General features: G+C 70.6%; 23 protein-coding genes. 10 read left to right on the forward strand and 13 right to left on the reverse strand.

All coding sequences use genetic code 11. From position 1 onward, the window contains the following. Positions 1-39: 39 nt before the first annotated feature. Entirely contained in the window at positions 40-867 is an 828-nt protein-coding gene (locus LR393_RS28820) for a mycofactocin-coupled SDR family oxidoreductase (RefSeq protein ID WP_231488103.1), read from the forward strand. A gap of 35 nt (positions 868-902) precedes the next feature. Here the strand turns inward: LR393_RS28820 and LR393_RS28825 are convergent, their stop codons facing one another. Beyond that, positions 903-1,781 carry a LysR family transcriptional regulator gene (locus LR393_RS28825; RefSeq protein ID WP_231488104.1) on the reverse strand — a complete coding sequence of 293 codons (879 nt, stop codon included), beginning with the start codon at positions 1,779-1,781 and terminating at the stop codon, positions 903-905. Between the two features lie 97 nt (positions 1,782-1,878). Here LR393_RS28825 and LR393_RS28830 point away from each other — a divergent pair, with 97 nt between their 5' ends. Beyond that, entirely contained in the window at positions 1,879-3,192 is a 1,314-nt protein-coding gene (locus tag LR393_RS28830) for a CoA transferase (RefSeq protein WP_231488106.1), read from the forward strand. Positions 3,193-3,196: 4 nt separating this feature from the next. Here the strand turns inward: LR393_RS28830 and LR393_RS28835 are convergent, their stop codons facing one another. The 4 genes from LR393_RS28835 to LR393_RS28850 all read right to left on the reverse strand — a co-directional run bounded on the left by LR393_RS28835 (position 3,197) and on the right by LR393_RS28850 (position 5,657). After that, positions 3,197-3,415, reverse strand: a complete 219-nt coding sequence (locus LR393_RS28835) for a helix-turn-helix domain-containing protein (protein WP_231488108.1) — start codon at positions 3,413-3,415, stop codon at positions 3,197-3,199. Next, a complete protein-coding gene (locus LR393_RS36725; protein ID WP_231488110.1) occupies positions 3,415-4,086 on the reverse strand; it encodes a DUF2975 domain-containing protein in 672 nt (223 codons plus the stop codon). The genes LR393_RS28835 and LR393_RS36725 overlap by 1 nt, the downstream gene beginning before the upstream one ends. Before the next feature lie 177 nt (positions 4,087-4,263). Further along, positions 4,264-4,560 carry a CPBP family glutamic-type intramembrane protease gene (locus LR393_RS28845; protein ID WP_231488111.1) on the reverse strand — a complete coding sequence of 99 codons (297 nt, stop codon included), beginning with the start codon at positions 4,558-4,560 and terminating at the stop codon, positions 4,264-4,266. A 176-nt stretch (positions 4,561-4,736) separates the two neighbouring features. Next, positions 4,737-5,657, reverse strand: coding sequence for an alpha/beta hydrolase (locus LR393_RS28850; RefSeq protein WP_231488112.1), 921 nt, complete (start codon positions 5,655-5,657; stop codon positions 4,737-4,739). Between the two features lie 57 nt (positions 5,658-5,714). On the opposite strand from LR393_RS28850, the gene LR393_RS28855 reads away from it, so the two are divergent. Continuing rightward, positions 5,715-6,284 (forward strand): TetR/AcrR family transcriptional regulator, encoded by a 570-nt coding sequence (locus LR393_RS28855; RefSeq protein WP_231488113.1) that lies wholly within the window; start codon positions 5,715-5,717, stop codon positions 6,282-6,284. A gap of 29 nt (positions 6,285-6,313) precedes the next feature. Here the strand turns inward: LR393_RS28855 and LR393_RS28860 are convergent, their stop codons facing one another. Together LR393_RS28860 and LR393_RS28865 are read right to left on the reverse strand one after the other, a co-directional pair. Further along, on the reverse strand, positions 6,314-6,799 hold the full coding sequence (locus tag LR393_RS28860; protein ID WP_231488114.1) for a TlpA family protein disulfide reductase: 486 nt from the start codon (positions 6,797-6,799) through the stop codon (positions 6,314-6,316). A gap of 224 nt (positions 6,800-7,023) precedes the next feature. Further along, positions 7,024-7,608 carry a TetR/AcrR family transcriptional regulator gene (locus tag LR393_RS28865; protein WP_231488118.1) on the reverse strand — a complete coding sequence of 195 codons (585 nt, stop codon included), beginning with the start codon at positions 7,606-7,608 and terminating at the stop codon, positions 7,024-7,026. Between the two features lie 149 nt (positions 7,609-7,757). Between LR393_RS28865 and LR393_RS28870 the strand changes: the two genes are divergently transcribed. Further along, positions 7,758-8,492 carry an SDR family NAD(P)-dependent oxidoreductase gene (locus LR393_RS28870; protein ID WP_231488119.1) on the forward strand — a complete coding sequence of 245 codons (735 nt, stop codon included), beginning with the start codon at positions 7,758-7,760 and terminating at the stop codon, positions 8,490-8,492. A gap of 152 nt (positions 8,493-8,644) precedes the next feature. Next, positions 8,645-10,042 carry an L-serine ammonia-lyase gene (locus tag LR393_RS28875; protein ID WP_231488125.1) on the forward strand — a complete coding sequence of 466 codons (1,398 nt, stop codon included), beginning with the start codon at positions 8,645-8,647 and terminating at the stop codon, positions 10,040-10,042. A gap of 53 nt (positions 10,043-10,095) precedes the next feature. Here LR393_RS28875 and LR393_RS28880 read toward each other — a convergent pair whose 3' ends face one another. The 4 genes from LR393_RS28880 to LR393_RS28895 form a co-directional block, all read right to left on the reverse strand. Further along, complete coding sequence (locus LR393_RS28880) at positions 10,096-11,220, reverse strand: L-talarate/galactarate dehydratase (RefSeq protein WP_269328047.1); 1,125 nt, start codon at positions 11,218-11,220, stop codon at positions 10,096-10,098. 110 nt (positions 11,221-11,330) lie between these two features. Then, complete coding sequence (locus tag LR393_RS28885; RefSeq protein WP_231488127.1) at positions 11,331-11,927, reverse strand: DJ-1/PfpI family protein; 597 nt, start codon at positions 11,925-11,927, stop codon at positions 11,331-11,333. 72 nt (positions 11,928-11,999) lie between these two features. Then, complete coding sequence (locus LR393_RS28890) at positions 12,000-14,030, reverse strand: beta-galactosidase (protein WP_231488128.1); 2,031 nt, start codon at positions 14,028-14,030, stop codon at positions 12,000-12,002. A gap of 179 nt (positions 14,031-14,209) precedes the next feature. Continuing rightward, the gene (locus tag LR393_RS28895) at positions 14,210-14,350 is read right to left on the reverse strand and encodes a class I SAM-dependent methyltransferase (protein ID WP_231488129.1); all 141 of its coding nucleotides are present in this window, start codon (positions 14,348-14,350) and stop codon (positions 14,210-14,212) included. A 40-nt stretch (positions 14,351-14,390) separates the two neighbouring features. Here LR393_RS28895 and LR393_RS35865 point away from each other — a divergent pair, with 40 nt between their 5' ends. The 3 genes from LR393_RS35865 to LR393_RS28905 all read left to right on the forward strand — a co-directional run bounded on the left by LR393_RS35865 (position 14,391) and on the right by LR393_RS28905 (position 16,771). Next, positions 14,391-14,513: a hypothetical protein gene (locus LR393_RS35865; RefSeq protein WP_269328048.1), complete on the forward strand. Its 123-nt coding sequence runs from the start codon at positions 14,391-14,393 to the stop codon at positions 14,511-14,513. A gap of 68 nt (positions 14,514-14,581) precedes the next feature. Beyond that, entirely contained in the window at positions 14,582-15,121 is a 540-nt protein-coding gene (locus LR393_RS28900; protein WP_231488131.1) for a hypothetical protein, read from the forward strand. A 129-nt stretch (positions 15,122-15,250) separates the two neighbouring features. Beyond that, a complete protein-coding gene (locus tag LR393_RS28905) occupies positions 15,251-16,771 on the forward strand; it encodes an SDR family NAD(P)-dependent oxidoreductase (RefSeq protein ID WP_231488137.1) in 1,521 nt (506 codons plus the stop codon). Between the two features lies 1 nt (position 16,772). On the opposite strand, the gene LR393_RS28910 is transcribed toward LR393_RS28905, so the two are convergent. Then, positions 16,773-22,253 carry a diguanylate cyclase gene (locus LR393_RS28910; RefSeq protein WP_231488142.1) on the reverse strand — a complete coding sequence of 1,827 codons (5,481 nt, stop codon included), beginning with the start codon at positions 22,251-22,253 and terminating at the stop codon, positions 16,773-16,775. Between the two features lie 152 nt (positions 22,254-22,405). Here LR393_RS28910 and mgrA point away from each other — a divergent pair, with 152 nt between their 5' ends. Further along, entirely contained in the window at positions 22,406-23,419 is a 1,014-nt protein-coding gene (gene mgrA / locus LR393_RS28915) for an L-glyceraldehyde 3-phosphate reductase (RefSeq protein WP_231488146.1), read from the forward strand. A gap of 17 nt (positions 23,420-23,436) precedes the next feature. Here the strand turns inward: mgrA and LR393_RS28920 are convergent, their stop codons facing one another. Continuing rightward, positions 23,437-24,387, reverse strand: a complete 951-nt coding sequence (locus LR393_RS28920; RefSeq protein ID WP_231488148.1) for an aldo/keto reductase — start codon at positions 24,385-24,387, stop codon at positions 23,437-23,439. 71 nt (positions 24,388-24,458) lie between these two features. Between LR393_RS28920 and LR393_RS28925 the strand changes: the two genes are divergently transcribed. Then, positions 24,459-25,508 (forward strand): enoyl-CoA hydratase/isomerase family protein, encoded by a 1,050-nt coding sequence (locus tag LR393_RS28925; protein ID WP_231488149.1) that lies wholly within the window; start codon positions 24,459-24,461, stop codon positions 25,506-25,508. Positions 25,509-25,576 lie beyond the last annotated feature (68 nt).

Genomic DNA, 25,576 nt, shown 5'->3' on the forward strand with positions numbered 1-25,576 from the left:
GCTGTGCCATAACTTCTCTCCCACCACCGAAGGAGCCTCATGGGCCGCGTCGAAGGCAAGGTCGCGTTCATCACCGGAGCTGCGCGCGGGCAGGGCCGCAGCCACGCGATCAAGCTGGCCGAGGAGGGTGCCGACATCATCGCCGTCGACATCGTCGACCAGGTCGAGTCCGCCCCGTACGCCACCGCCACCGCCGAGGACCTGGCCGAGACGGTCAAGGCCGTCGAGGCCCTGGACCGCCGCATCATCGCCCGCACGGCCGACATCCGTGACCTGGCCGCGCTGACCGCCGTCGCCCAGGAGGGTGTCGCGGAGTTCGGTCGTCTCGACATCGTCCTGGCCAACGCCGGTATCTCGAGCATGGCCCCGCTGCTGGACCTCACCGAGGACCAGTGGAACGAGATGATCGACATCAACCTGTCCGGCGCCTGGAAGACCCTCAAGGCGACCGTTCCCCACATCATCGATGGTGGACGTGGTGGCTCGGTGGTCATCACCAGCTCGCTGGCCGCGATGGTCGCCAACGGCAACAACGGCCACTACTCGGCCGCCAAGGCCGGTCTGGTCTCGCTGATGAAGACCGCCGCGAAGGAGTGGGCCCCCCACAACATCCGGGTCAACACCATCCACCCCACCACGGTGCAGACCCCGATGATCCTGAACGACGCCACCTACGCGTTGTTCCGCCCCGACCTGGAGAAGCCGGGCTACGACGACTTCATCGTCGCCGCCAACACGCTCAACGCCCTCCCGGTGCCGGTCACCGAGCCGATCGACATCACCAACGCCGTGCTGTACCTGGTGACCGAGGACGGCCGTTACGTCACCGGCACGACGCACGTCGTCGACGCCGGCGGCGCCCTGTAGGTCCGGTTCAGGCGGCGCCGGAGACCCGGCGCCGCCTACTGGTTCCGCAACGCCTCCAGCGCCACCGGCAGCGCCGGGTTCTGGCTGTCGCGAGCCCAGAGCAGATGCAGTTCAACCGGTTTCGGGGTCGGGGTGGCGAACGGCAGAAAGCTCACCCCGTCCACCCGGATCAGTTCGGTGCTGTGCGGCACCAGGGCGACGCCTCGTCCCCCCTGCACCAGCCAGACCATGGTGAGGATCTGGCTCACCGAGTGCACGACGTTGTCGTGCCGCACCGGCATCAGCCCCACCACCAGGTCGTAGAAGTACCGGGCCTTGGCGTCCGAGTGCATGATCAGCGGCTCGGCGACCAGATCCTCCGGATGCACCGGACGGTCCAGCCGCGTCAGCGGGTGGGTGTCGGGGACGGCGACCACCAGCGCCTCGCGCATCAGCAGCCGGTGCCCGAACGTCGCCGCGTCGAACGGCGGACGCGCCAGCCCCAGATCGATCTCGTGACCCTGCACCGCCTCCACCTGGTCGCGGCTGACCATCTCGAACAGCTCCAGCTCCAGATCGGGCAGCTGCGCGGACAGATGGTTGAGCAACCGCGGCAGCACCCCGTACCCCGCCCCCGCGGTGAAGCCCACCCGCAACCGGCCGGCCGACCCCTCCGAGATGCGCCGCGCCTGCTGCGGCGCGCTCTCCGCCAGCGCCAGCAGCCGCCGGGCCTCGCCGTAGAACGCGGTCCCGGCCGGCGTCAGCCGCACACCGCGACTGTCCCGATCGAACAGCCGCACCCCCACCTCGCGTTCCAGTTTCTGCACCAGACGGGACAACGGTGGCTGCGTCATCGACAACCGGGTGGCCGCCCGGCCGAAGTGCAGTTCCTCGGCCACGGCGACGAAACCGCGCAGTTGCTCGAACGAGAACATGGCGCCGGACGGTACGCGAGATCGCGGCCCGTCGATACCCGTGCGGCATGATGGGGCGGTCGGCGGTTACGCCGCGGGTATCTTCCGGAAGGCTGGCATGACGGACCGGATCCTCCCTCCGCTGGAAATCGGCGCCGGCGAACCCACCTACGGGCCGCGGCGCTGGTGGGGCGGCGCGCTCGACGTGGAGGGACTCGCCCTGGCCTCGACCGGGCTGGCCTGCGCGGCCGTCGACGACCTGCTGAACCGCCCCGGTGCGCTGCGCGCGTCCTCCCTCCGGGTCGCCGCCGCGTTCGATTCCCTCGGGCACCTGCGCATTGACGGACGACGTCCGATCGGCTTCGCGTCGATGTCGGGGTTCTTCGCCACCACCGACGGCTGGGTGCGCACCCACGCGAACTATCCGCATCACGAGGCCCGGTTGCGTCGGGCGCTCGGGGCCTCCACCGCGCAGGACGTCGTGGACGCCTTGCGGCGTCTGGGTTCCGTCGAGGCGGAGCGGGTGATCGGGGAGGCCGGGGGGATCGCGGCCGCCGTGCGCACCCGGGCGCAGTGGCTGGCCTCACCGATGGCAGCCGGAGCCCCACCCCGCGACTGGATCTCCTTCGACGTCTCACCCTCGCCCTCGGTCGCCTGGCGCCCGGGCACCGACCTGCCGCTGACCGGCCTGCGGGTGCTCGACCTGACCCGGGTGGTCGCCGGCCCGGTCGCGACCCGCACCCTGGCCGCGCTCGGCGCCGACGTGCTGAGGATCGATCCGCCCCACCTGCCCGAGCTCGAGGATCAGCACGTGGACAGCGGTTTCGGCAAGCGCACGGCCCTGCTCGACCTCGTCGCATCCGCGCAAACCCGGCACGACCTCCTGGCCCGGGCCGACGTGGTGGTGCTCGGCTACCGCAACGGTGCGCTGGGCCTGTCCCCCGCCGTCCTGCGCGAGCAATACCCGTCGCTGATCGTGGTGAACCTGGATGCCTGGGGCGATCGCGGCCCCTGGGCCCAGCGCCGGGGCTTCGACAGCATCGTCCAGGCCGCCACGGGAATCGCCGACGTCTATCGTCTGCGCGACGGCCGCCCCGGAGCCCTACCGGTGCAGGCTCTGGACCACGCCACCGGCTACGGCATCGTCGCGGCGGTCGTGGGCCTGGCCGCAGCCCGCCGGAAACACGGCGTCAGCGGCATCGCCCACCTGTCCCTGGTCCGGGCCGCCGACCTGCTGTTCCGCAGCCGGGCCCCCGAGACGCCGGTCCAGCCGATCCTGGATCCCGACCTCCTGACCACCCCGAGCCCCTACGGCGAACTCAGTTACGTGCCGTCCCCTTTCGACCTGTACGGCGCCCCGCTCAGCTACCCCCACGCCCCGCACCGCTACGGCATCGACACCGCAACTTTCCCCCACCAACACCCCTCTTGATGGCTTATCGAGCTTCAGATTCGGCGACGTACTCGATGATGTCGCCCGGCTGGCAGTTGAGTTCGCGGCAGATGGACTCGAGGGTGGAGAGCCGGACGGCCCTGGCCTTGCCGGTCTTGAGAATGGAGAGGTTCGCGACGGTGATACCGACGCGTTCGGAGAGCTCGGTCAGCGTCATCTTGCGCTCGACCAGTTCCCGGTCGAGCCGGATCACGATGGGCATCAGACCGTCAGCCTGCGCTCGGCCTCGACGGCCGCACCATGGCGGAAAGCCTCGGCGAGAAGAAGAATCAGCCCACCGAGAGCAAGCTGCGTGAGATTGACCCCGGCCTCGCCCATCTTTTCCACGAAGGGGTGACCGTAGCCGAACATCGGCATCGCGTAGCCATCGTCGAAGCTCACGGCGAAGGCCACGACCGGCTTGACCACGTTGCCGAGGATGACCAGCCACCCGATACCTCGCACCTGCCCTACCGCGCGAGCGCTGAAGACATCTCCGGCCGCCGAGTTCGCCAGCAGCCGCCAGAGCAGGAGCAGCACGGCACTGATCACCATCAGGCTGATGGCCTTGCGGGTCACCGATGCCGCGACGAGCGGACTCCACCCGCCCGTCGTGGCCAGGGAGATCGCCCCGGTCGCATACAGGTCGTTGGGCCGGACATCCGCGTCCTGAACGTGAACCGGCCCGCCCCCGCTGTTCTCGCTGCCTTGATGCATGAAGAGCCGCAGGCAGTCGCTCGGTTCGCCCGAGTCGTAGGTGCTGGCCTTCTGGCACACCTCTTGCCAGACCGCGACCGGCATCGATACCCGGTCATGAACCGAGAACGGTCCCAGGCTGACGTTCACCGGATACGTCACCCGTCCGGTCAACGCCAGTGCGCCGGTCACCACCACCGTCACCGCCGACAGAGCAGCCAGAACGCCGAGCACCAGGGCGGCCCAGCTACCTGTCCGGAAAACTCTTCGGGTCATCAGGCAATGTCCTCATCATGGCGCCACGCCGGGCATTCGTATCGAATTGCGATGTTCTCATATCGCAAATCAATATGACAACCACGCAGACCGACCTCCTCAACGTCCCTCGTCCAGTTCAACCGTCTCCAGCGGCAGACCGGCATGCCCCGGGGAACTGCGCCAGGCCCAGATCACCAGCGGGATCAGTGGAATGACACCGATCAGGTTCAGCATCTCCCCGCTGATCTGGCCGGTGTCCACCATGAGCGCGGACGGGAGCATCCAGAGGACGAAGTTGTTGCCGGCGTGCGCCAGGCTCGGCACCCAGATACTGCCGCTGCGTTCGTAGAGACCGGTCAGGATGGCCTGGAGCGGAAAGAAGATCGCCGTCCAGCAGAGCAGCCCCAGGAACACGTTGCCGATTGCGCCGTAGCTCTGACGACAGCCGCACGAGATCGGTGCTGGTTCGAGTAGACATGTACCCAAATTCGCCGGTCACCGGCGAGTGCCGCCATCCGGCCAACCCCCGCAGAACAGGTGGGGCATCCCCCTTCTCAAGCCGTAAGGGGAATGACCGCGATCCGGAAGGGTCAGCCGGGCAACACCTCTGCCGTCGACTCGCTACCGAGGAAGCCCTCCAGGATCTCGACGAACCGCACCGGCTGCTCCTCGGCCACGTAGTGGCCGCAGTCGTCGACGACCACCTCGGTGACGTCGTCCGCCACCAGTCGCATCGTCCCCGCAGCCTGCGCGCCGCTGTACAGCGCGCCGCCGACGGCGAGCACCGGCAAGGTCAGCCGGGTCTCCTTGCGCTGCTCGTTCTGCGCGATCGTCTCGTCCAGCGCCCGGTAGTACCCGAAACTCGCCTGTAGGCCGCGAGGATCCGAGGCGATCGCGTCCACGTAGACATCGACGGCGTACTCGGGGATCGCGTCCGGGGTGGCTGCTTTCCTGGCGAACTGGTAGCCGAAGTAGAGCCGCTCCCGCCCCCGCACCAGTTCCTCGTTCAGATCGCTGAGACGGTTGAAACCGAAGTGCCAGAGCCGCTGGCTGACCGCGGCCGAGGTGAAGAACGACGGGGTCGGCGTCAGACCGGGGATGATGGCGTCCACCACTGCGAGCCGGCCCACCCGCTCGGGATGATCGGCGGCCAGGGCGTACCCCGTCCACATGCCGATGTCGTGGCCCACCACGTCGAACCGGTCGTGCCCCAGCTCCGCCATCAGAGCGACCAGGTCGGCGGCCAGGGTGCCGGCGTCGTACCCGTCGCCGGGCTTGTCCGAGAGCCCGCACCCACGTGAGTCGACGGCGACGACAGTGTGGTGGCGGGCGAGCGCGGGCATCACTTCCCGCCAGGCGTACCAGGTCTGGGGCCACCCGCTGATCAGCAGCAGCGGCGGGCCGTCCCCGCCGGTGACCGCGTGCAGTCGTAGCCCGTTCAGCTCCACGAACCGGCTGCTGAAGACATCGGCGAATCCTGCGGGCAGCCGCAGCGAACTCAAGCTCGTCATGCATGCGACCATACGCATCTTGGAACGATCGGTCAAAGAAGTGTAGAGTGGTCAACCATGGCGGGCCGTAAGCAATTCGACGTGGACGAGGCACTGCAACGGGCGATGTACGTCTTCTGGCGCTGGGGCTACCCGGAAGCCTCGATCGACCGCCTGACCGAGGGCACGGGTCTGGGCCGGGGCTCGCTCTACAGCACCTTCGGCGACAAGAGCGCCCTCTTCCGCCAGAGCCTCGACCGGTACGCGCAGACCTACCACCCGCTGTACGACCAGGCCCTGTCCGGCCCGCACCCGAACCCGGGCGCCGTGGTGACCGCCTACCTCCAGGTCACCCTGAACCGCATTGCCGACCCCAACGTCCCGGACGGCTGCCTGCTCACCATGTCGGCAGCCCAGTTCCCGGCCCTCGACGCGGAGGGCCAGGCCCTGGTCCGCACCATGATCGACACTCTGCGTGCCCTGCTGACGCAGGCATTCCTGGCCGCCGGCGCCGACGACCAGGAGGCAGCCGAGCTGGCGCTGTGCACGCTGGCGACGAACCAGTCCCTGGCCGTGCTGAGTCGCACGGGCTTCTCGAGCGACGACCTGGCCACCGTCGCCACCGCCGCCGCCCGCATCCCCCGGTAGACCGCATCCACCGCCGTGAGCAAGGCGGACTACCCACTGACGTCCTTGACCACATCCTTCAGCGTCTCCTTGCTGACCGCGCCCACGTAGCGAGCGGCGATCCGCCCCCGGGCGTCAAGAACCAGGGTCACCGGAATCGCCCGGGAGGTGACTGCCCCGTTCAGTTGCAGCAGCAGATCACCTTCGTCCAGCAAGCTCGGATAGGTGACCCGGTACTTCTTTTCATGCGTCTGAGCACCCGCCCGGGTGTCATCGAACGCGATCCCGACGAAGTTGGTGGTGCCCCTCAGCTCGTCGTACGCCTGCTGCAGGGCCGGTGCTTCTTTCCGGCACACCCCGCACCAGGATCCCCAGACATTCATCACCAGCGGCTTTCCCCGCAACACGGCGATGTCCAGCTTCTCGCCGTCCACGGTCGTCGCCGACATCTCGACGGGCGATTGACGATCCGCAACGGGAATGACGGTGATTGCCCCGGTAGCTGATGACCCGGAGCAACCGGCGGCGGTGAACACGAACGCCGGGACAACGGCGACACTGACCCAGTGGCCCACCCTGAACCTCATCCGGCCAGGATTCCGCAATGAGTTCCAGGCGAACAGCCAACACGCTGACCTGATTCAGGCCCCGGCCCAGCGATCCACCGTCCGCAGCCCCCAGCCGGCTTCCGGCCGATGCAACGGGCTCAGGCGGTCAGCGGCTTCCCCCCGGGGCGGGAGCCGGCCCGGTGGTTGCGCGGCTAACGCGCCGATGACGCGGGCAGGGCGCTGTCGATGAGGACGACGGCGATCGCCTTGGCGGTGGACCAGGATTCGCGATTGAGGACTCGGGTGCGGGCCGAGGCCCCGTCGATCAGCAGCGCCAGTTGCTCGCCGAGCTGCTCGGGATCGGTGGCTCCGGCTTCACGGGCGGCCCCGGTGAGCCGCGCGGCGATGGACGTCTTGTATTCACGGGCGTACCGGGACGCCGGGTGTTCGGGGTCGTGGAGTTCGACGGCCGCCCCGATGTAGGGACACAGGGGTGTGGACGCGGGCATCTCGAAGGCAGCCAGAAGTCGTTCACGGGGCGTGAGGTCGGCGCGGTCGAACACTGTGGGCATGACCTCGGGATCGAATCGGCGCAGGTATTCGGCGACGAGCTCGTCCTTGCCGGCGAAGTGCTGGTACGCCGTGCGTTTGGACACCTGGGCCACGGCACAGAGCTGGTCCATCCCGGTGCTGTTGATGCCCTGCTCGCGGAACAGCTGCTGAGACGCGCCGAGGATGCGCTCGCGGGCGCCCCGGCCGCGCCGCCGACCCAGGGGGCCCTTCTCCAGCTCCGTCATACCCGCAGCATACATCGCCCGGTACCGATCGGTGTACTTAGCTTGCGTCGCGGTCGCCAGCCGGTCTACGTTAAGTATACAGCCTGGTGTTCATAAGAGCCGGGCTGCTGCACATCCCCCTTCATCCAGGCCAATTCAACGGAGTGATCATGGGAAAGCTCGATGGCAAGGTCGCAGTGATCACCGGTGCATCCACCGGCCTGGCGCTGGCCGGCGCCAAGCTGTTCGTCGAGGAAGGCGCCTACGTCTTCATCCAGGCCCGGCGGCAGGAAGCACTGGACGACGCCGTCCAGCTGATCGGTGGCAACGTCACCGCCGTCCAGGGCGACGCGTCCGACCCGGCCGATCTGGACCGCCTGTACAAGACCGTCCAGCAGGAGAAGGGCTCGATCGACGTGCTCTGGGCCAGCGCCGGGACGGGTGAGCCCGCCGTCCTCGGCGAGATCACCGAGGAGATGTACGACCGCTCCTTCTCCCTCAACGTGCGCGGCACCCTGTTCACCGTGCAGAAGGCGCTGCCGCTGATGAACGACAACGGCTCGATCCTGATGACCGGATCCAACGCATCCCTCGGCGCCTTCCCCGGCTGGAGCCTCTATGCCGGGAGCAAGGCCGTCCAGCAGGCCTGGGCCCGGGTCTGGCTCAATGAGCTGCGCGACCGCAAGATCCGGGTCAACGTCCTGACCCCGGGCCAGGTGGCCACCGCCAAGCAGGCAGAACTGTTCGACGAGGCGACCAAGGCCGCCTTCGAGTCCCTCATCCCGCGCGGGACGATGGGCAGCCCGGAGGAAATCGCCGCCATCGCCCTGTTCCTCGCCTCGGACGACTCCGCCTACGTCAACGGCCTGGAACTGGTCGCCGACGGCGGCGTCACCGCCATCTGACCCCGTCACACAAGCCGTTCGGCGCCTTCCAGTTGCGCATCGTGATGCTTGTGCCGCATCGTGCGACTCATGCTGGTCATGTGTTCGTCACGGGGCGAAACGCATGATTCGCCTAGCATCGAGAAGTTGGGCTTCAGCGGGAGGTCGTTCACATGATCAGCGTCTTCGACATCTTCAGCATAGGTCTGGGGCCGTCGAGCTCGCACACGGTCGGGCCGATGCGTGCGGCGGCGGAGTTCGCCGAGACCCTCGACAAGCTCGGGCGTACCGAGCTGGTGAGACGGGTACGGGTCGACCTGTTCGGGTCGCTCGCGGCCACGGGTGAGGGGCACGGCACGCTGATCGCCTCGGCGGTCGGCCTGGAGAACGTGCGCCCGGAGTCCGTCGAACCCGACGACTACACCCGGATCGCCGGGCGCATCCGCAAGGACCTCGTCCTTCATCTGGGTGGCCGGCACGAGATCGCCTTCAGCCTGGACGACGACGTGGTGCTGCGCCCGCTCACCGTGCTCCCGGGGCACCCGAACGCCCTGCGGTTCACCGCCTACGACGGCCTGAGCCTGGAACTGGCCTCCGAAACCTACTTCTCGGTGGGTGGCGGGTTCATCGTGCGCGAGGGCGCGCAGGCCCCGGCGGGTGTGGACGGGCCGCAGAAGGGCGAGCACACCCCCGACTGCTTCACCTCCGGCGACGACCTGCTCGAACGCTGCGAGCGCCTGGACCTGAGCATCAGCGAGGTCATGCTCCGGCAGGAACTGATGTTCAGCACGCAGGAGCAGGTCCGGCTGGGGCTCAAGCGGATCCACGAGGTGATGGACGACTGTGTGCAGCGCAGTGTGCGCGAGGAGGGGAACCTGCCCGGAGGCCTGAACGTGAGGCGGCGGGCGAAGAAGTGGTACGACGACCTCGTCACCGAAGACCCCGACCACGAGCCGGGTATGGCGATCGAGTGGGTGAATCTGATCGCCCTGGCGGTGAACGAGGAGAACGCGGCCGGTGGACGCGTGGTCACGGCTCCCACGAACGGCGCCGCGGGCATCATCCCGGCGGTGCTGTACTACGCGATGACGTACATCCCGTGGATCGAGGTCGCGCCGCAGGACGAACGTGACCAGGCGGCGGCCGAGTTCCTGCTCACCGCAGCGGCGATCGGGTTGTTGTTCAAGGAGCGCGCGTCGATCTCCGGCGCCGAGGTCGGCTGTCAGGGTGAGGTGGGTTCGGCCTCGGCGATGGCCGCGGCCGGGCTGGCCGAACTGCTGGGCGGCACCCCGTTGCAGGTGGAGAACGCCGCCGAGATCGCGATGGAGCACAACCTGGGCCTGACCTGCGACCCGATCGGCGGGCTGGTGCAGATCCCGTGCATCGAGCGCAACGCGATCGCGGCGGTGAAGGCCATCAACGCGGCCCGGATGGCCATGCGCGGCGACGGTCGCCACCACGTCAGCCTCGATCAGGTCATCGAGACCATGCGGCAGACCGGCGCCGACATGAGCCACAAGTACAAGGAGACGGCCCTGGGCGGGCTGGCCGTCAATGTGCCCCTGTGCTGAGGTGTATCGATCGGTCAATGATGGACGCGTGCCCGCCCCCTGGGGCGGGTGGTTCAGGGAAGCTTTCCGCATTCGGCCGTGGCCACGGTCCAGGCCCGGGCCTGACCGGTCAGGGTGATACCCAGCCCGGGTCGCTCGGAGACCCGCATGCGTCCCCCGTTCGTCACCAGTGACTCCTCGAACAGCGGCTCCAGCCAGTCGAAGTGCTCCACCCACGGCTCCAGCGGGTAGGCCGCGGCCAGGTGCAGGTGGATCTCCATGGCGAAGTGCGGGGCCAGGTCGAGCTGTCGGTGCTCGGCGTAGGCGGCGAGCTTCTGGAACTGGGTGATGCCGCCGACGCGTGGGGCATCGGGCTGCACGATGTCGCTGGCCCCGAGGTCGATGAGCCGCACGTGCTCGGCCACGCTCGTCAGCATCTCCCCGGTGGCGATGGGGGTGTCCAGGGATCTCGCCAGGTCGGCGTGCCCCTGCGCGTCGTAGGCGTCCAGCGGCTCCTCGATCCAGACCAGGCCGAACTCCTCCAGGACCCGCCCCATCCGCATGGCCGTGGCCCGGTCCCACTGCTGGTTCGCGTCCACCATCAGCGGCACGTCCTCGCCGAGCGCTTCCCGCACAGCGGTGACCCGGGCGATGTCGGTACGCCAGTCCGGCTGTCCCACCTTGAGTTTGATGCCACCGATCCCGGACGCGACCGAGGCCTTCGCATTCTCGATCACCTGCTCGACCGGAGTGTGCAGGAAGCCGCCCGAGGTGTTGTAGGTGCGCACCGAGTCACGATGGGCACCGAGCAGTTTGGCCACGGACAGGCCGGCCCGGCGAGCTTTGAGATCCCACAGGCACACGTCGAACGCCGCGATCGCCTGCGTGGCCAGACCACTGCGTCCCACCGAGGCCCCCGCCCACGACAACTTCGTCCACAATCGGCCGATGTCGCTGGGATCCTCGCCGATCAGCACCGGAGCGATCTCCTGAGCGTGAGCGAACTGCCCCGGCCCACCGGCCCGCTTGGAGTAGGAGAACCCGATCCCCTCGTGCCCGCCCGCGGTGGTGATCTCGGCGAACAGGAACACGACCTCGGTCATCGGTCTCTGCCGCCCGGTGAGAACCTTGGCGTCGCTGATCGGCGTGCGCAGCGGCAGCACCACCGAAGACAGCCTCACGTGCGCGATCTCGTCCATGCAGTGACGTTACGAACCGGCTCGGGTGGGGGTCCAAGACCAGTTGTGGATCGGACGATGCCCAACGGGTATCCCGCCTCGGCCGGGCGGCCGCGGCGCCGAAAAGTCCCCTACACCGGGGGCTCGGGGTCGTACTGGATTCCCCGGCGCACGTCTCGCGCCCGGTCGGGGAAGCTCAGCCGGGAGACCAGGTGCAGGGCCATGTCTATGCCGGCCGACACCCCCGCACTGGTGACGACGGTGACGTCGTCCACGAACCGGGCCTTCTCGTCCACCCGGATGGTCGGGTCGAGTTCGGCGAGCAGATCGAGTGAGCCCCAGTGGGTGGTGGCCGGGCGGTTGGCCAGCAGGCCGGCCGCGGCGTAGACCAGGGATCCGGTGCAGACGCTGGTCATCAGCTCGGCGTGGGCGGCCTGCTCACGAACCCAGTCCAGGTGCTGGGCCTGGCGCAGGAGCCGGCGCGTGCCCTGGCCACCCGGATGCAGCACCACGTCGAGCGCGGGGGCGGAGGCGAAGGAGTGGTCGGGGGTGATCCGCAGGTTCTTGGCGCAGGTCACGACCTCACCGTCGGGCGAGAGGGTGAGCACCCGGTAGCCGTCGTCGGGGTGGTTCTGCGTCCAGTACGCCAGCACCTCCCACGGGCCGACGGCGTCCAGTTCCTCGACGCCGTCGAACAGCACGATCCCGATGGTCTTCGACTCCGTCATGCGGTGACTCCCATCTTGAGCGAGGTGCCATTGTGCCGCTTGATGCCCGCGTGGCCCAGAGGTGGATCCCCTTCAGCCGAGCATGAGGTGCGCACCGAAGGCGTCAAGAGCGATCGATTCCCCGGTGACCGTTTTCACCGTCGTCTCCTGGCCGCTCCAGTTGAACAGGAACCAGGCGCGCCGCCCGTCGGGCAGCAGCCCCGACGAGACGGTGACGGGCAGGTCCGGATTATGGACGATCTGGTCGGCGATCGTCGTCGGCACCAGCCAGCCGACGAGGGACGCGGCGAGCGCGGGGTTGGGCACGGTGCCGACCGTGGTGATCCGGCCGGCGTCGTGGGGGTGGGTGACGACGGCGGGGAAACGGCCCAGCTGCGGGTGGTCGTAGGTGGCGAGGGTCTGGGCGCCGTCGGGGATCAGGCCGTCGATCCAGGCGGTGGCCGCGGCGGCCTCGCTGAGGACGAGGGTCTCGCCACCCGTGACCGGGATCGGGGCGTCGATGTTGGTGTACTCGTCGTAGTGGACGCCGCCGGGTCCGTCGAGGCGGGCCGGGGCCACCTCGACGCGGGCGCGGGCTTCCTGGTCGCCGTAGCCGGTGCGGACACCGATGACGAGATGACCTCCGGCCGCGGCATAGTCGCGCAGGAGCTCGAGGTCGGCGTCGTCGGCGACGTACAGGGCCGGGGCGATCAGGACGGGGTGGCGGGCCGCCAGTTCCTCCGGGCCCAGATCGCGCGCCTGTTCGGTGTGCAGGATCCGGGCCTGGGCTCCGGCATCGATGACGCCGCGGTGGAAGGCGTCGAAAATCCTCTCGTACGACTGCGGGTCGGGCTGACCGGCGACGGCCAGGGGCGGGAAGAACTGCAGGGCCCAGCGGGAGGGGTTCGACCACAGCAGGGTGACGTCGGCGTCCGGTACGAAACCGTCGAGCTGGTCGCCGATCCGGGCCAGTTCGGCGCCGATGCCCGCGACCTCGCGGTAGACCCGGCCGGGCTTGAGCGAGTGCGGCAGCACCCCGCCCCAGTAGGTCTCGGTGCCGTAGGGCAGCGTGTGCCAGTGCCAGTACTCGATCATCGAGGCGCCCCGGCTGATGAGGGCCAGCGTGGCCTGGCGCAGCTGACCGGGCCAGGCCGGGCGGTTCTCCCAGCTGCCGTCGATGCTCTGGGCGTTGGTCTCGGTGACCAGGAAGCGTTCCTGCCGGGAGGAGAACAGCCGGTCGGCCTGCCGGAACAGCCCGGCCACCCCACTGGTGGTCCAGTTCGTTAGGGCGGCAGTGTCTTTCGTGGCGTCGAGGTGGTCCTGCATGGCGTAGTAGGGGTTGCCGGCGGTCACGTCCAGCACGCCGGCCAGGGTGCGGTCGTCGGCGGCCGGGCGCGGGTAGCTGATGCACGTGGTGACGAACTGGCCCTCGCGGGCGTAGGAGCGCACGATCTGCGCCTGCCAGTCGATGAACTCGGTGGTCAGGTCGGCCTGGTAGCGGCGCCAGGCCAGGTCGTACTGCGGCAGCGTGTTGCCCTCGGGGCGCCACAGCTGCGAGAAGTCGGTGATGCGGTGCGACCAGTAGGTCAGGCCCCACTCACGGTTGAGGGTCTCGGTGTCGCCGTACTGCTGTTGCAGGCGGCGCACGAAACGGGTGAAGGCACCGTGGTTGTGGAAGAGCTCCAGGCCGGGCTCGTTGTCGACCTGGTAGCCGATGACCGCCGGGTGCTGGGCGTAGCGCCCGGCCACGGCGCGGATCACCCGCTCGGCGTGGAACCGGAACGCGGGATGGGAGTAGTCGACCTCCTGGCGCCCGCCCCAGGCGATCGCGCTGCCGTCGGGCCGGGCCGCGGCGATCTCCGGGTAGGCCTGCTGGAGCCACGGCGGCACCGCATAGGTGGGGGTACCGAGGATGACGCCGATGCCGCGGGAGTGCGCGCCGTCCAGCACGGGCAGCAGCCATTCGAGGTCGAACTCGCCCTCGCGCGGCTCCCAGGTGGACCACACCGACTCCCCGACCCGGATCACCGTGAACCCGGCCTCTTTCATCAGGTCGAGGTCGGTCCCGGTGCGGTCGTCGCGGTGGTACTCGGCGTAGTACGCGGCACCGTAGAGAACACCCATGCCAGTGGCTCCGTCACATCGTCGTCTTCAGCCCGGGGCGACCGGGCCGGTCCGCGGCAAATCTAGGCCGGGGCCCCCGGCCCCTCCCCCACCGGGGCAGCACCAGGGTGAGGAACCCGAACGTGTCGCGGTAGCCGCGCAGCCGGCCCTCAAGATGTTCCTGCGACACCGCCAAGGCCCTAGGAGGTGAGCTGACCGGCGTCCTCAAGCTGGAAACGCACCCGCCCCGCCTCAGCCGTGGCGTGCGCGAGCGCGGGCTCCGAGACGTCGACACCGACTGCGCTCGCCTGCCCGGACCGTTCCAGGGCCGCAGGATCCACTCTCCGCCGCCACACCCCAGATCCACCCGCGGCCCCGGGCGTGCCGCAGCACCTCACCGACCGCCGCGTCGTGCAGCGGGGCGGCGATCGGATGGTCGCGATGCGCGAAGCGGGAGACGCGGTGACGGTCCCGGCCCGGATGCTCACCGGATCGCTGTCGTGAAGCCACTGAATTACCGGACGCGGATCGACTAGTTTGTGGGGTCGCTTCACCAGGGAGGAACGCGCGCGGTGAGTCCGGGTACCGAGATTCTGAGGGCCCTCGAACTGGGGACGTCGACGCGGCCGCAGGCGTCCGTCGAGCTGCGTGAGTTCATCGCCGCGACCGGGCCCGGGCGGCAGGAGCTGCGCTGCGCCTCCGTCGTGGCCCTGGCCTGCCTGGCCGGGACCGGCGCCACCGGTGACCTGGCCGCGCTCCTGACCGACCGCACCCGGGCGGTGCGCGAGTGCGCGGCCGACCTGCTCTACCACGTGGGCGACGGGCGGGCCTGGGACTCGGTGATGGAGTACTTCGCCGGTGAGGTGATCGAGCGTGGGCCCCGGCGGGCCCAGCTGCCGCCCGCGATGCCGATCTCCTACCTGCTGATCCACGCCCCGGTGGGCTCACGCAAGGCGGTGGAGCTGGTCGGGTTCCTGCGCCAGGAGTGGATCCGGCTCTCGGCGCTGGAGCGCCAGTGGCTGGCCGACCACGCCCCCGAGGCGATGCCCAGCTCGCTCGACGCGGCCCGCGTGGCCCTGCCCTCCCGCACCCAGCTGGCCCTGACGGTCTGACGGCCGGCCGGCGGGCATCTGACGGCAACGGGTGAACGCGTCGCGGTCCGGTCCGGCGATTGCGTATCTTCTTCAGGTCACCCCGACCTCACCAGCTTCCCGAGCAGAAACCCGAGCGGTTCACACATCATGACGGCGCAACTCGACGACCAGGCCGAGACCGACCCGACCGACGACACCACCGTCGAGGGCATCGACCCCGCTGACCTGGAACTCTGCCTACAGGTACTGGCCCGCGTGGAACAGCTGCCGGCCGAGCACCCGGACTTCCTGAAGGTGCGGCTGGCCACGGCCAAGATCTTCAAGGCGGCCAAGCTGGACCGTCGCGCCCAGCGCCGGGCCACGATCAACACCAACGACGCCGCCGTGACGGCCGCCACAGCCACCGGGGCCCCGGGCCGCATCGACGACGAGACCCAGGGCCTGCCCCTGTCCTCCGCGGCCGCCGCCGCGGGCGACGAGAACGGCTCGGCGGGTGAGTACATGCGCCCGCGCGGCTGCTACACCTGCAAGAAGCGCTACACCCGGGTCGACGCGTTCTACCACCAGCTGTGCCCGGACTGCGCCGCGAAGAACCGGCAGCGCCGCGACGCGCGCACCGACCTGACCGGCCGCCGCGCCCTGCTCACCGGCGGGCGGGCCAAGATCGGCATGCACATCGCGCTGCGGCTGCTGCGTGACGGCGCGCACCTGACCATCACCACGCGCTTCCCGGCCGACGCCGTGCGCCGCTTCACCTCGATGGACGACAGTCAGGACTGGATCCACCGGCTGCGTATCATCGGCATCGACCTGCGCGACCCGGCCCAGGTCAGCGCGCTCGCCGACGACGTGGCGGCGCAGGGTCCGCTGGACATCCTGATCAACAACGCCGCGCAGACCGTGCGCCGCTCCCCCGGCTCGTACGCTCCGCTGGCGGCCGCCGAGTCAGCGCCGCTGCCGCCGGGCCCGCTGCCGCAGATGCTGACGATCGGCCGCACCCCCGACGCGCACCCGGCGTCCATCGACGCGATCACCGGGACGACGGCCGAGGCAGGTACGGGCCACTGGGCCCCTTCTCCCCACGCACTGACCGCTCTGGCACTCACCGCGGGTTCCGCGTCCCCTGCTCGCATCGCCGCCAACACCGCGATCGACGCCGGGGGCCTGGTGCCCGACCTGCACCACACCAACAGCTGGGTGCAGCCGGTGCAGGAGGTCGACCCGGTGGAGCTGCTCGAGGTGCAGCTGTGCAACAGCGTCGCGCCGTTCATCCTGATCAGCCGGCTGCGCCCGGCGATGGCCGCGGCCGGTTCGCACCGCAAGTACGTGGTCAACGTGTCGGCCATGGAGGGCAAGTTCAGCCGGGGCTACAAGGGTCCGGGCCACCCGCACACGAACATGGCCAAGGCCGCCCTGAACATGCTCACACGCACCAGCGCGCGGGAGATGTGGGAGAGCGACCGCATCCTGATGACGGCCGTCGACACCGGCTGGATCACCGACGAGCGGCCCCACCCGACCAAGATCCGGCTGGCGGACGAGGGTTTCCACGCCCCGCTGGACCTGGTCGACGGTGCGGCCCGGGTCTACGACCCGATCGTGCGGGGCGAGGCCGGCGAGGACCTGTACGGCATCTTCCTCAAGGACTACGACCCCACCGACTGGTAGGTCAGACAGTCCCGACCTGGTTGCGCCCGCCCTCCTTGGCCTTGTAGAGGCCCTGGTCGGCGCGGGCCAGCAGGGCGGCCACGTCCTCGTCGTCCGCGCGCAGGTGCGCGGCGCCGATGCTGATCGTGATCTCCAGCGGGCCGGTGCGGGTCTGGATCGGCGCCTCGGCGATGCAGACGCGCATCCGCTCGGCCAGTTCCAGACCCGGGTCGTCGCCCTGCTGCAACAGGGCGAACTCCTCACCACCGTAACGGCCGATGATATCGGTGGTGCGTACCTCCGCGGCCAGGCGGCGGGCGACCTCGGCGATCACGTCGTCACCGGTCGGGTGGCCGTGGTTGTCGTTGACCCGCTTGAAGTGGTCGATGTCCATCATCATGCCGATCAGCGGCCGGTCCTGGCGCTGGGCCGCCTCCAGGTCGCGGGCGGCGATCTCGAAGAACCGGCGCCGGTTGGCCAGCTGGGTCAGCTCGTCGACCACGGCCAGTTCCTGCACCCGCTCGAACAGCGCGGCCCGGTCGTAGGCGGTCATGCCCTGGGCCACGAGGGCGGCGGCCAGGTCGACCGACGCCGACAGCGGGCTCTCGGCGTCCTGTGCCCCCAGTACGAGCAGCCCCAGGTCGACGTCGGTGGCCCGCAGCGGCAACGCCACCCACGAGGCGAGGCCCGGCAGCCGGTCGGGCAGGGGCGCCGGGGCGTCGGACGCGTCCCCCGAGACCGGGGTCAGCACACCGGAGATCGCCGCCGCGCTGCCGTCGTCGGTGAACGCCGTCATCAGGGGCTGGCGCACGTCCGGGGTGAGGACGATGCCCGTGCGGTTCCCGACCCCGGACCGACCGGGCCGCAGCACGAACGCGGTGTCGGCGCCGAGCACCCCACCGCCCCGGCCGGCCGACAGCAGGAGCTGATTGAGCACACCCATCGGCTCGACCGGCTCGGCCATCCGCTCCTGGGCCTGCTGCAGGGCCTTCGCCAGCTCGGCCGACCGCTCGGCGGTCTGCGCCTTGATCGCCAGCTGGGCGGCACGGGCCGTCTCCAGGGACGAGGCCACGAAACTGGTCAGGGCGCCCAGGATGACGGTGTCGTGGTGGGTGAAGATGCCCTTGGCGACCTGACTGTCGAGGTACACCACACCCCGCATCCGGCCGTCGAGCATCATCGGGGCCACCAGGATCGAGCGCAGGCCGTGCAGCACCACGCTCTGGGCCCCGAGCGCGGCTCCCTCCTCGGTGCCGGCCAGCACCTTGGGCTCGCCCGTGCGCCAGACCATCTCGACCACGCTGGTGCTGTAACCGGTCAGCCGCTCCAGGTCCTCCCCGGCGGCCGACCGGCCCAGGTACTGGGCCAGCGTGCCGGTGTCGGAATCGACGAGGAACAGGAACGCGCGGTCGGCGGCGAGGATCCGGATGGTCTCGTCCAGGGCGATCCGGGCCAGGACGCGGGGGTCCAGCACCCGGGCCGCGGCCGCGCTGACCTCCTGCAATGCTTCCAGGCGCTCGCGTTCATGACCGCCCGAGTAGGTGTTGCCGTGGCTGCCGCCGGTGAGCAGGACGCGGTCCTCGACCGGCAGGGAGAACTCCCCGACCACGGACGCGGCCCGCTGGGGCCAGCCCTCCGCGACCGCCACCGCGTAGGCCGTGCGGGCGCGGCGGCGTCCCTCCTGCGGGTTCAGCGAGCGCAGGGCCCGCGCCGCGATCCGGGCCACCTCGAAGGCCACGGTCGGCAGGTCGTCCTCGACCGCGACGTCCAGGGCGGCCAGCACGTCCAGGGCCTTGCGGGGCTCGTCCTGCAGCACCAGCAGGTCGGCCCGGGCCACGGCCCAGAAGGCCTTGAGTTCCTCGGTGTTCGCCGCCCGGCCGAGAGTCTCGACCGCCTTGTGGGCCTGGCTCATCCGCAGCGCCTGCTGCTTCATCGCCTCGGGTGTGGTGGGGCGCGCGCAGGCCCGGGCCTGGGCCAGGCGGGCCGAGGCGATCAGCCAGAAGATCGGCCGCTGCGCGCGCCAGACCAGGCTCGGTGACAGCCGCAGCGCCTCGACGTCGCTGACCAGGTGGTCGACGGACTCGACGGTGCCGTCGTCCTCCAGCTGGACGAACAGGCCGGCCATCAGCCGGATGAAGTTCAGCTGCCGGGCGCCGATCTCGTCGGCCACCCGGTTCAGGCGGGACATCTCGGTCTCGGCCTCCACCGAGCGGCCCAGCAGGGCGGCCGTCATCGCCGGGGCGATGACGAACGAGGTGATCTCCTCGGCGCGGTCGCTGAGCCGCAGGCGGCCCTGGGCCAGCCAGTGCTGGGCGTCCTGCGTGCGCCCGGCGAAACAGGCGTTCAGGTTGAAGGTGCTCATCGAATCGATCAGCGGCACGAAGTCGAGCCACGGACTGAAATCGTCGAACTGCGGACGCCAGCCCCGCCCCTCGGGGCGGTTGCCCGCCCAGGCACCGCCCAGACGGAACGAGCGCAGCATCGAGCGGGTCTGCGGCGTCTGCGCCGAGGGGTCACCGTCGCAGCGACGGAAACAGCGCTCCGCGGCCCGGTTCAGCCCCACGGCCGCGCAGAGCACGCCGACGTTGGCCTGGGCCGCCACGAACCGGCGGCCGTGGCCGAGCTTCGCCGCCCAGTACAGCGAGCGCAGGTTGTGGGCGATGAAGTCGGGCACCCGCATGCCCAGGTTCGCCCCGACGATCGCGGCCTCGTGCAGCCCGGCCATCGTCAGCGCGCGGCGCCGGGCCTCACCGGTGGCGTCGCCGAGCAGCGGACGCAGACGACGGCGCACGACGGAGGCCAGGGCCATCGCCGCCGAGCTCAGGATGAACCAGAAGGTGCTGCGCGGCAGGGGTTTACCAGCTGCCGCGAAACCCTTGGCAATGGCGTCGGTGAGTTCCTCGCTGCGGTACCCGGCCCGGTGCACCTCGGCCAGCAGGGTGTAGATGGCCGCCTGGGACAGCGGATCCTTCTCGACCGCCAGAGCCTGTTCCAGCCGGCGCCGGGAGGCACTGAACTGCCCGGCCTGTTTCAGGGCCCGGCCCAGCAGCACGAGCACCACGCTGGAGCCGTTCTCGCGCCGGCGGGCCAGATGGGCGGCGTGCTCGAGGAACATCACGGCGTCCTCGCCCGCGGACTCCTCCAGCGCCAGTTTTCCCGCCTCCAGGCAGGCGGCGTAGACCTTGTCGGCCGAGGCCGCGGAACCGGCCTTCAGGTAGTGCCGGGCCACGGCGAAGGTGTGGGCGGCGGCCTGGGTGAACGAGGCGGAGCGGCGGGTGGCCAGCACGTCGGCGATGCGCAGGTGCAGTTGCTCCAGCTGCGCGGGGGTGAGCTCGGCCAGCACCGCCTCGGCGATCCGGCCGTGCAGGAACCGGAACGTGCCTCCCTCGGCCGGCTCGACCAGGCGCTGGCGGGCGGCCTCGGTGAACACGCCCAGCACGCTCGTGGTGCTGCGCCGCTCCACCGCCGCGACCACGTCGACCCGCACCTCGGCCCCCATCGCGGCGGCGACCACGAGCAGGTCGCGGGCGTGCGGGGCGAGGTTCTGCACACGGTTGACCAGCAGGCCCATCGCGTCCTGGGGCAGGTCCAGGGCGTCGAGGCGGTCCAGGTCGAGCTGCCACGTGCCCCAGTCCGGCCACAGCAGGCCGGCGTCCAGCACCGCCCACAGGTACTCCTGGGCGATGAACGGGTTGCCGTTGCTGCGGGTGGTGAGGGCGGCCAGATCGTCGTCGGGCAGTCGCTGGCCGGGGATCAGCGAGCGGATCTGGGAGCCGACGGCCGACTCGTCCAGCGGCGCCAGGCGCAGGTCGACGTCGAGCACCCGGGACGCCTGGGCGACGTAGGAGGCCAGGTCGGCGTTGCTGAGCACCCGCTCCAGCTCACCGTCGCGGCCGGTCCCCAGGTAGAGCATCGGCGCGTCGCGGATCTGCTCGGCGAGGTGCCCGATCACCTGACGCACGGACGCGTCGGCGGCGGTCACGTCGTCGAGGATCAGCAGCAGCCCGCCGGAGGTGCGGGCCAGGTCGAGAAGGGCCGCGGCGATCGCCGCGCCGAGCTGCTCGTCGTTCTGCTGCTCGACCAGGGCGTCGGCCCGGAGCTCGCCGGTGCCCTCGGCGGGTCCCTCGGCCAGGGGTATCTGCCCGGTGAGGGCCGCGATCTCGCTGGGCGAGTGCAGGGTCTCCTCGGCCGAGGCCGAGGCCGACGTCGGCTCGGTCGCCTCCCCGCCCGGGCGCACCACGGCGTCGAGCCCGGGGGCGATCCGGGCCAGCATCGCCGGTGACCAGGTCTCGAACACCGCGCGCAGCCGGCCCGCCCGCGCCGACCGCTCGCCCCAGGGCAGGCGGGCGATCTGCTGCAGATGGTTGACGAAGACCTCACGGAACGCCGCGAAGGGCAGCGCCTCGTCGGTGAGCACCCGGGCCCGCAGCACCAGACCGCCGGTCTCCTCGAGCAGGTCGCCGAACTCGTGCACCAGACGGGTCTTGCCCAGCCCGTTGTCGCTGCGCGCGAAGGCGAACCCGCCGTTCCCGGCGCGGACCCGCGTCCATTGCTGTCGCAGGGTGTCCAGCTCGTTCTGCCGCCCGAACATCGGGGGCTTCTCCGCCCGGGCCGGGGCGCTCTGCTTGCCGGCCACGGCCCGCAGGTCACCGGCCAGCGCGCGGCCGTCCTGATAGCGGTCGTCGGGGTCCTTGGCCAGCAGGGTGGCCACGATCAGGGCGAGTTCCGGCGGGGTCTCGGGCACCAGGCCGGTCAGGTCCGGCGCGGCCAGCGAGGCGTGCGCCCGCAGCAGTTCGCCCACGTCGCCGGTGGGGAACGGCAGCACCCCGGCGAGGGCCTCGAACATGATCACGCCGAGCGAGTACAGGTCGGACCGGTTGTCCACGGGGCGCTTGAGCATGCCCGACTGCTCCGGCGCCGAGTAGGCGAGCGTGCCCACCGCGACCGGTGTCTCGTTCTCCTCGTCCTCACCCTCGCGGGCCGTGAGGCCGAAGTCGATGAGCCGGGCCTGCCCGTCGGGCAGCACCATGACGTTCTGCGGCTTGAGGTCGCGGTGCACCAGACCGCGCGCGTGCACCGCGGCCAGCGGCTCGATCACGTCCAGCACCAGCGCCACCACCCGCTCGGCGGGCAGCGCGCCCCGGGTCAGCTCGTCGGCCAGGGAGGTACCGCGCACCAGGTCCATCACCAGGAACGGGCGGCGCTCGGCCACCCCCACCTGGTGCACCCGGGGCAGGCCGGGATGGTCCACCGCGGTGAGCAGCGCGGCCTCACGCCGCAGGCCGGCCAGCCCGTCGGGGCGGTCCAGCAGCTTCAGGGCGTACTCCTGGGAGTCCTGAAGCTCCCCGGCCTTCCCGACCGCACGACGCCGCACCCGATACACGGTGCTTCCCGCTCCACCACCCAGCTGACCCAGTACCTCGAAATCGGGTAGGTCGACGGGCACACCGACCGACGCCGTGCCCGCCCCGGCGCCCGGGGTCCCCCTCTGCTCCGGACTCACATTTCTCGTTCGGCCGGAACCGGCGGCAGCTTGACCGGGGCTGTCACCCCTCCGGGTGAGTCAGGCCGATGTCGTCCCCCGCCCGGACACAGGACAGAATGAGCCTCGGCCAACGAGGCCACCTACTCGACCCACCCCAGTGGAGCGCACCGATGACGTACCGCCCCGATCCCGCCCGTTACGACGGCAGCATGAGCTACCGCCGCACGGGTCGCTCCGGGCTCGACCTGCCGATGCTGTCACTCGGCTTCTGGCACAACTTCGGCGACGACAAGCCGTGGAGTGTTCAGCGGGACATCGCACTGCGCGCGTTCGACCTGGGCATCACCCACTTCGACCTGGCCAACAACTACGGCCCGCCCTACGGCAGCGCCGAGATCAACGCCGGCCGGCTGTTCTCCAGTGATCTCAAGCCGTACCGCGACGAGCTGGTCATCTCGACCAAGGCCGGGTACGACATGTGGGCCGGCCCGTACGGCCAGGGCGGCGGCGGCCGCAAGTACATGCTGTCGTCGCTGGACCAGTCGCTGACGCGTCTGGGCCTGGACTACGTCGACATCTTCTACTCGCACCGCTTCGACCCGACCACGCCGCTGGAGGAGACCGCCTCGGCGCTCGACGCCGCGGTGCGGGCCGGTAAGGCGCTGTACGTGGGCATCTCCAGCTACAACGCCGCGCAGTCGCGCGAGATCGCCGGGCTGCTGCGTGAACTGGGCACCCCGCTGCTCATCCACCAGCCGTCCTACTCGATGCTGAACCGCTGGATCGAGGACGACGGCCTGCTCGACGCCGCGGCCGACGAGGGCTTCGGCGTGATCGCGTTCATGGCGCTGCAGCAGGGCCTTCTGACCAATCGTTACCTCAACGGCATCCCCGAGGGCTCGCGCGCCACCCAGGGCAAGACCCTCGACGCCGGTGTGATCACGCAGGACCTCCAGGCCGGCCTGCGCCGCCTGGCCGCGATCGGTGAGAAGCGCGGTCAGTCCCTGGCCCAGCTGGCCCTGGCCTGGGCGCTGCGCGACGAGCGGGTCACCTCGCTCGTCATCGGCGCCTCGTCGGTGTCGCAGCTGGACCAGAACGTCGAGGCACTGGGCAACATCGCCCTGTCCGAGGACGAGGTGGCCCAGATCGAGGAGATTCTCTCCGGGATCCAGTTCAAGGGCTGAGCTTGCCAGGGCCTGTCCTAGGCCCAGGCTCTCGCCGAGCGCTGCGCCCAGTACTCCCGAGGGGGCTGGGCCAGGCCGGTGAGGTCCTGGGCCAGGTCCAGTCCCGTCGCCCCGAGGTTGGCCCGCAGCTGATCGATGGTCACCGCCCCCGACAGCACCCGCCACGCCCACGGCTGGGCCAGCGCCGCGGCCGTCGCCACCTGGTCCACGCCCGCGCCCAGTTCCGCGGCGACCCGCCGGGCCTGCACGGCCGCCGGATGCGGGTCGTCCTCGGCCGGGGTCAGCCGGCCGTTGGCCACGGCCTCCTTCACGATCACCGTCGCCCCCGCCTCGGCCGCCTCGGCCAGGGCCGGCCCGGCCGACGGCTCCAGCACGTTCCAGGTCGACTCCACCGACGTGAACAGCAGCTGGCCGTCCACCTCCAGTTCCAGGGCCCGGCGCACCACCTCGCCCTGGTCCGGCCCGGAGGTGGAGAACCCGACCCGGGTGCCCGAGGCCCGCAGCCGCGCCAGGGCCAGGTGCAGCGCGCGATCCTCCAGCGCCGGGGAGTCGGGGGTCAGCGAGTGCAGGTGGTAGATCGCCAGCCGCTCGCCCAGCAGCCCGTGGCTGAGCGGGTACTGCGTGCGGAACGCGTCCAGCGAGTGGTCTTTCACCTCGTGCACGTCCGCGTCCAGGCGCCAGTCGCCCACGTACCGGTAGCCCCACTTGGACCCGACCACCACGTCCACCGCCTGCGGTCGCACCGCCAGCCAGCCGGCCAGGAAGTCCTCGGCCAGACCGTAGGAACGGGCCACGTCCACGTACCGCACCCCGGCCGCGTAGGCGGCGTCGAGCAGGGCGTGGCTGCGGGCGCGCAGCCGCTCCACAGCCCGGTCCCCGCCCAGGTCGCAGCCCCGGGCGGGCGTGATGTAGGCGGGCCGGGCCGCCGCGGCGAGCCCGATCCCGATCCGGATCGTGGGGAAGGTCATGGAAAGATCCTCGCCCATTCCGGCCCCCGCGAGGGCACCCGGCACAGCGCGCGCCGGTAGCGTTCGCCCCGATGCCTGAATCTCATGCCCCCGAGGCCGTCCGTGTGATCGTTCAGGGCCGGGTCGGCCGGATCACCCTGACCCGCCCGCAGGCGATCAACGCGCTGACCCACGCCATGATCCGCACCATCTTCGCCAGTCTGCTCCAGTGGCAGGACGACCCGGAGATCGAGTGCGTGCTCCTGGACGGCGAGGGCCCGCGCGGGTTCTGCGCCGGCGGTGACATCAAGGCCGTGTCCATCTCCACGCTGATCGACGGCGGTGACTCGGCCCGGGCGCTGTGGCGCGACGAGTACCGGATGAACGCCGTGCTGGCCGACTACGGCAAGCCGGTGGTCTCGCTGCTGAACGGCATCACCTACGGCGGCGGTGTCGGCCTGGGCTGTCACGCCGGGCCCCGGGTGGTCACCGCCGACTCCCGGCTGGCCATGCCCGAGACGATCATCGGCCTGGTCCCGGACGTGGGCGGCACCTGGCTGCTGGCCCGCGCGCCCGGTGAGCTGGGCACCCACCTGGCCCTGACCGGCCTGCCGGTGGGCCCCGCCGACGCGATCCTCTGCGGCCTGGCCGATGTGCACACCCCGGCCGGCGCCCTGCCCGACCTGGCCCACGCCACCTCGCTGAAGGTCGTGCAGGACATCCTCGGCACCTGGGCGACCGCCCCCGAGCCCGGGCACCTGGCCACCGACCAGGAGTGGATCGACCGCTGCTACACCGGTGACGACGTGGCCGCGATCATCGAGCGCCTCGAGGACGACCCGGCGCCGGCCGCGCAGGAGGCCGCGAACGTGCTGCTGACCCGCTCGCCCACCTCGCTGCAGATCACCCTGGCCGCGATCCGCCGCTGCGCCTCGCTGCCCGGCCTGCGCGCCGCCCTGGTGCAGGACTACCGGATGATGTCGCACAGCCTGGACCGCGACGACGTGCGCGAGGGCATCCGCGCGCAGGTGGTGGACAAGGACCGCAAGCCGCGCTGGAACCCCGCCCGGGTGAAGGACGTCGATCCGGCCGTGGTGGCCCGGGCCTTCACCGAGGCGCCGGGTGGGGACCTGACCTTCTGAGGCCTTCCCCGAGCCATGGTCGCCGGTGGTCGCCGGTGGTCGCCCATGACCACGGTGACTGAGGTGAA

The organism is Kineosporia mesophila (genome assembly GCF_021129235.1).
GTDB classification, from domain to species: Bacteria; Actinomycetota; Actinomycetes; order Actinomycetales; family Kineosporiaceae; genus Kineosporia; species Kineosporia mesophila.

Coding starts and splice junctions, on each gene's coding strand:
- LR393_RS28820 (WP_231488103.1), top strand. CDS start 40: ATGGGCCGCGTCGAAGGCAAGGTCGCGTTCATCACCGGAGCTGCGCGC.
- LR393_RS28825 (WP_231488104.1), bottom strand. CDS start 1,781: ATGTTCTCGTTCGAGCAACTGCGCGGTTTCGTCGCCGTGGCCGAGGAA.
- LR393_RS28830 (WP_231488106.1), top strand. CDS start 1,879: ATGACGGACCGGATCCTCCCTCCGCTGGAAATCGGCGCCGGCGAACCC.
- LR393_RS28835 (WP_231488108.1), bottom strand. CDS start 3,415: ATGCCCATCGTGATCCGGCTCGACCGGGAACTGGTCGAGCGCAAGATG.
- LR393_RS28850 (WP_231488112.1), bottom strand. CDS start 5,657: ATGACGAGCTTGAGTTCGCTGCGGCTGCCCGCAGGATTCGCCGATGTC.
- LR393_RS28855 (WP_231488113.1), top strand. CDS start 5,715: ATGGCGGGCCGTAAGCAATTCGACGTGGACGAGGCACTGCAACGGGCG.
- LR393_RS28865 (WP_231488118.1), bottom strand. CDS start 7,608: ATGACGGAGCTGGAGAAGGGCCCCCTGGGTCGGCGGCGCGGCCGGGGC.
- LR393_RS28870 (WP_231488119.1), top strand. CDS start 7,758: ATGGGAAAGCTCGATGGCAAGGTCGCAGTGATCACCGGTGCATCCACC.
- LR393_RS28875 (WP_231488125.1), top strand. CDS start 8,645: ATGATCAGCGTCTTCGACATCTTCAGCATAGGTCTGGGGCCGTCGAGC.
- LR393_RS28880 (WP_269328047.1), bottom strand. CDS start 11,220: ATGGACGAGATCGCGCACGTGAGGCTGTCTTCGGTGGTGCTGCCGCTG.
- LR393_RS28885 (WP_231488127.1), bottom strand. CDS start 11,927: ATGACGGAGTCGAAGACCATCGGGATCGTGCTGTTCGACGGCGTCGAG.
- LR393_RS28890 (WP_231488128.1), bottom strand. CDS start 14,030: ATGGGTGTTCTCTACGGTGCCGCGTACTACGCCGAGTACCACCGCGAC.
- LR393_RS28905 (WP_231488137.1), top strand. CDS start 15,251: ATGACGGCGCAACTCGACGACCAGGCCGAGACCGACCCGACCGACGAC.
- mgrA (WP_231488146.1), top strand. CDS start 22,406: ATGACGTACCGCCCCGATCCCGCCCGTTACGACGGCAGCATGAGCTAC.
- LR393_RS28920 (WP_231488148.1), bottom strand. CDS start 24,387: ATGACCTTCCCCACGATCCGGATCGGGATCGGGCTCGCCGCGGCGGCC.
- LR393_RS28925 (WP_231488149.1), top strand. CDS start 24,459: ATGCCTGAATCTCATGCCCCCGAGGCCGTCCGTGTGATCGTTCAGGGC.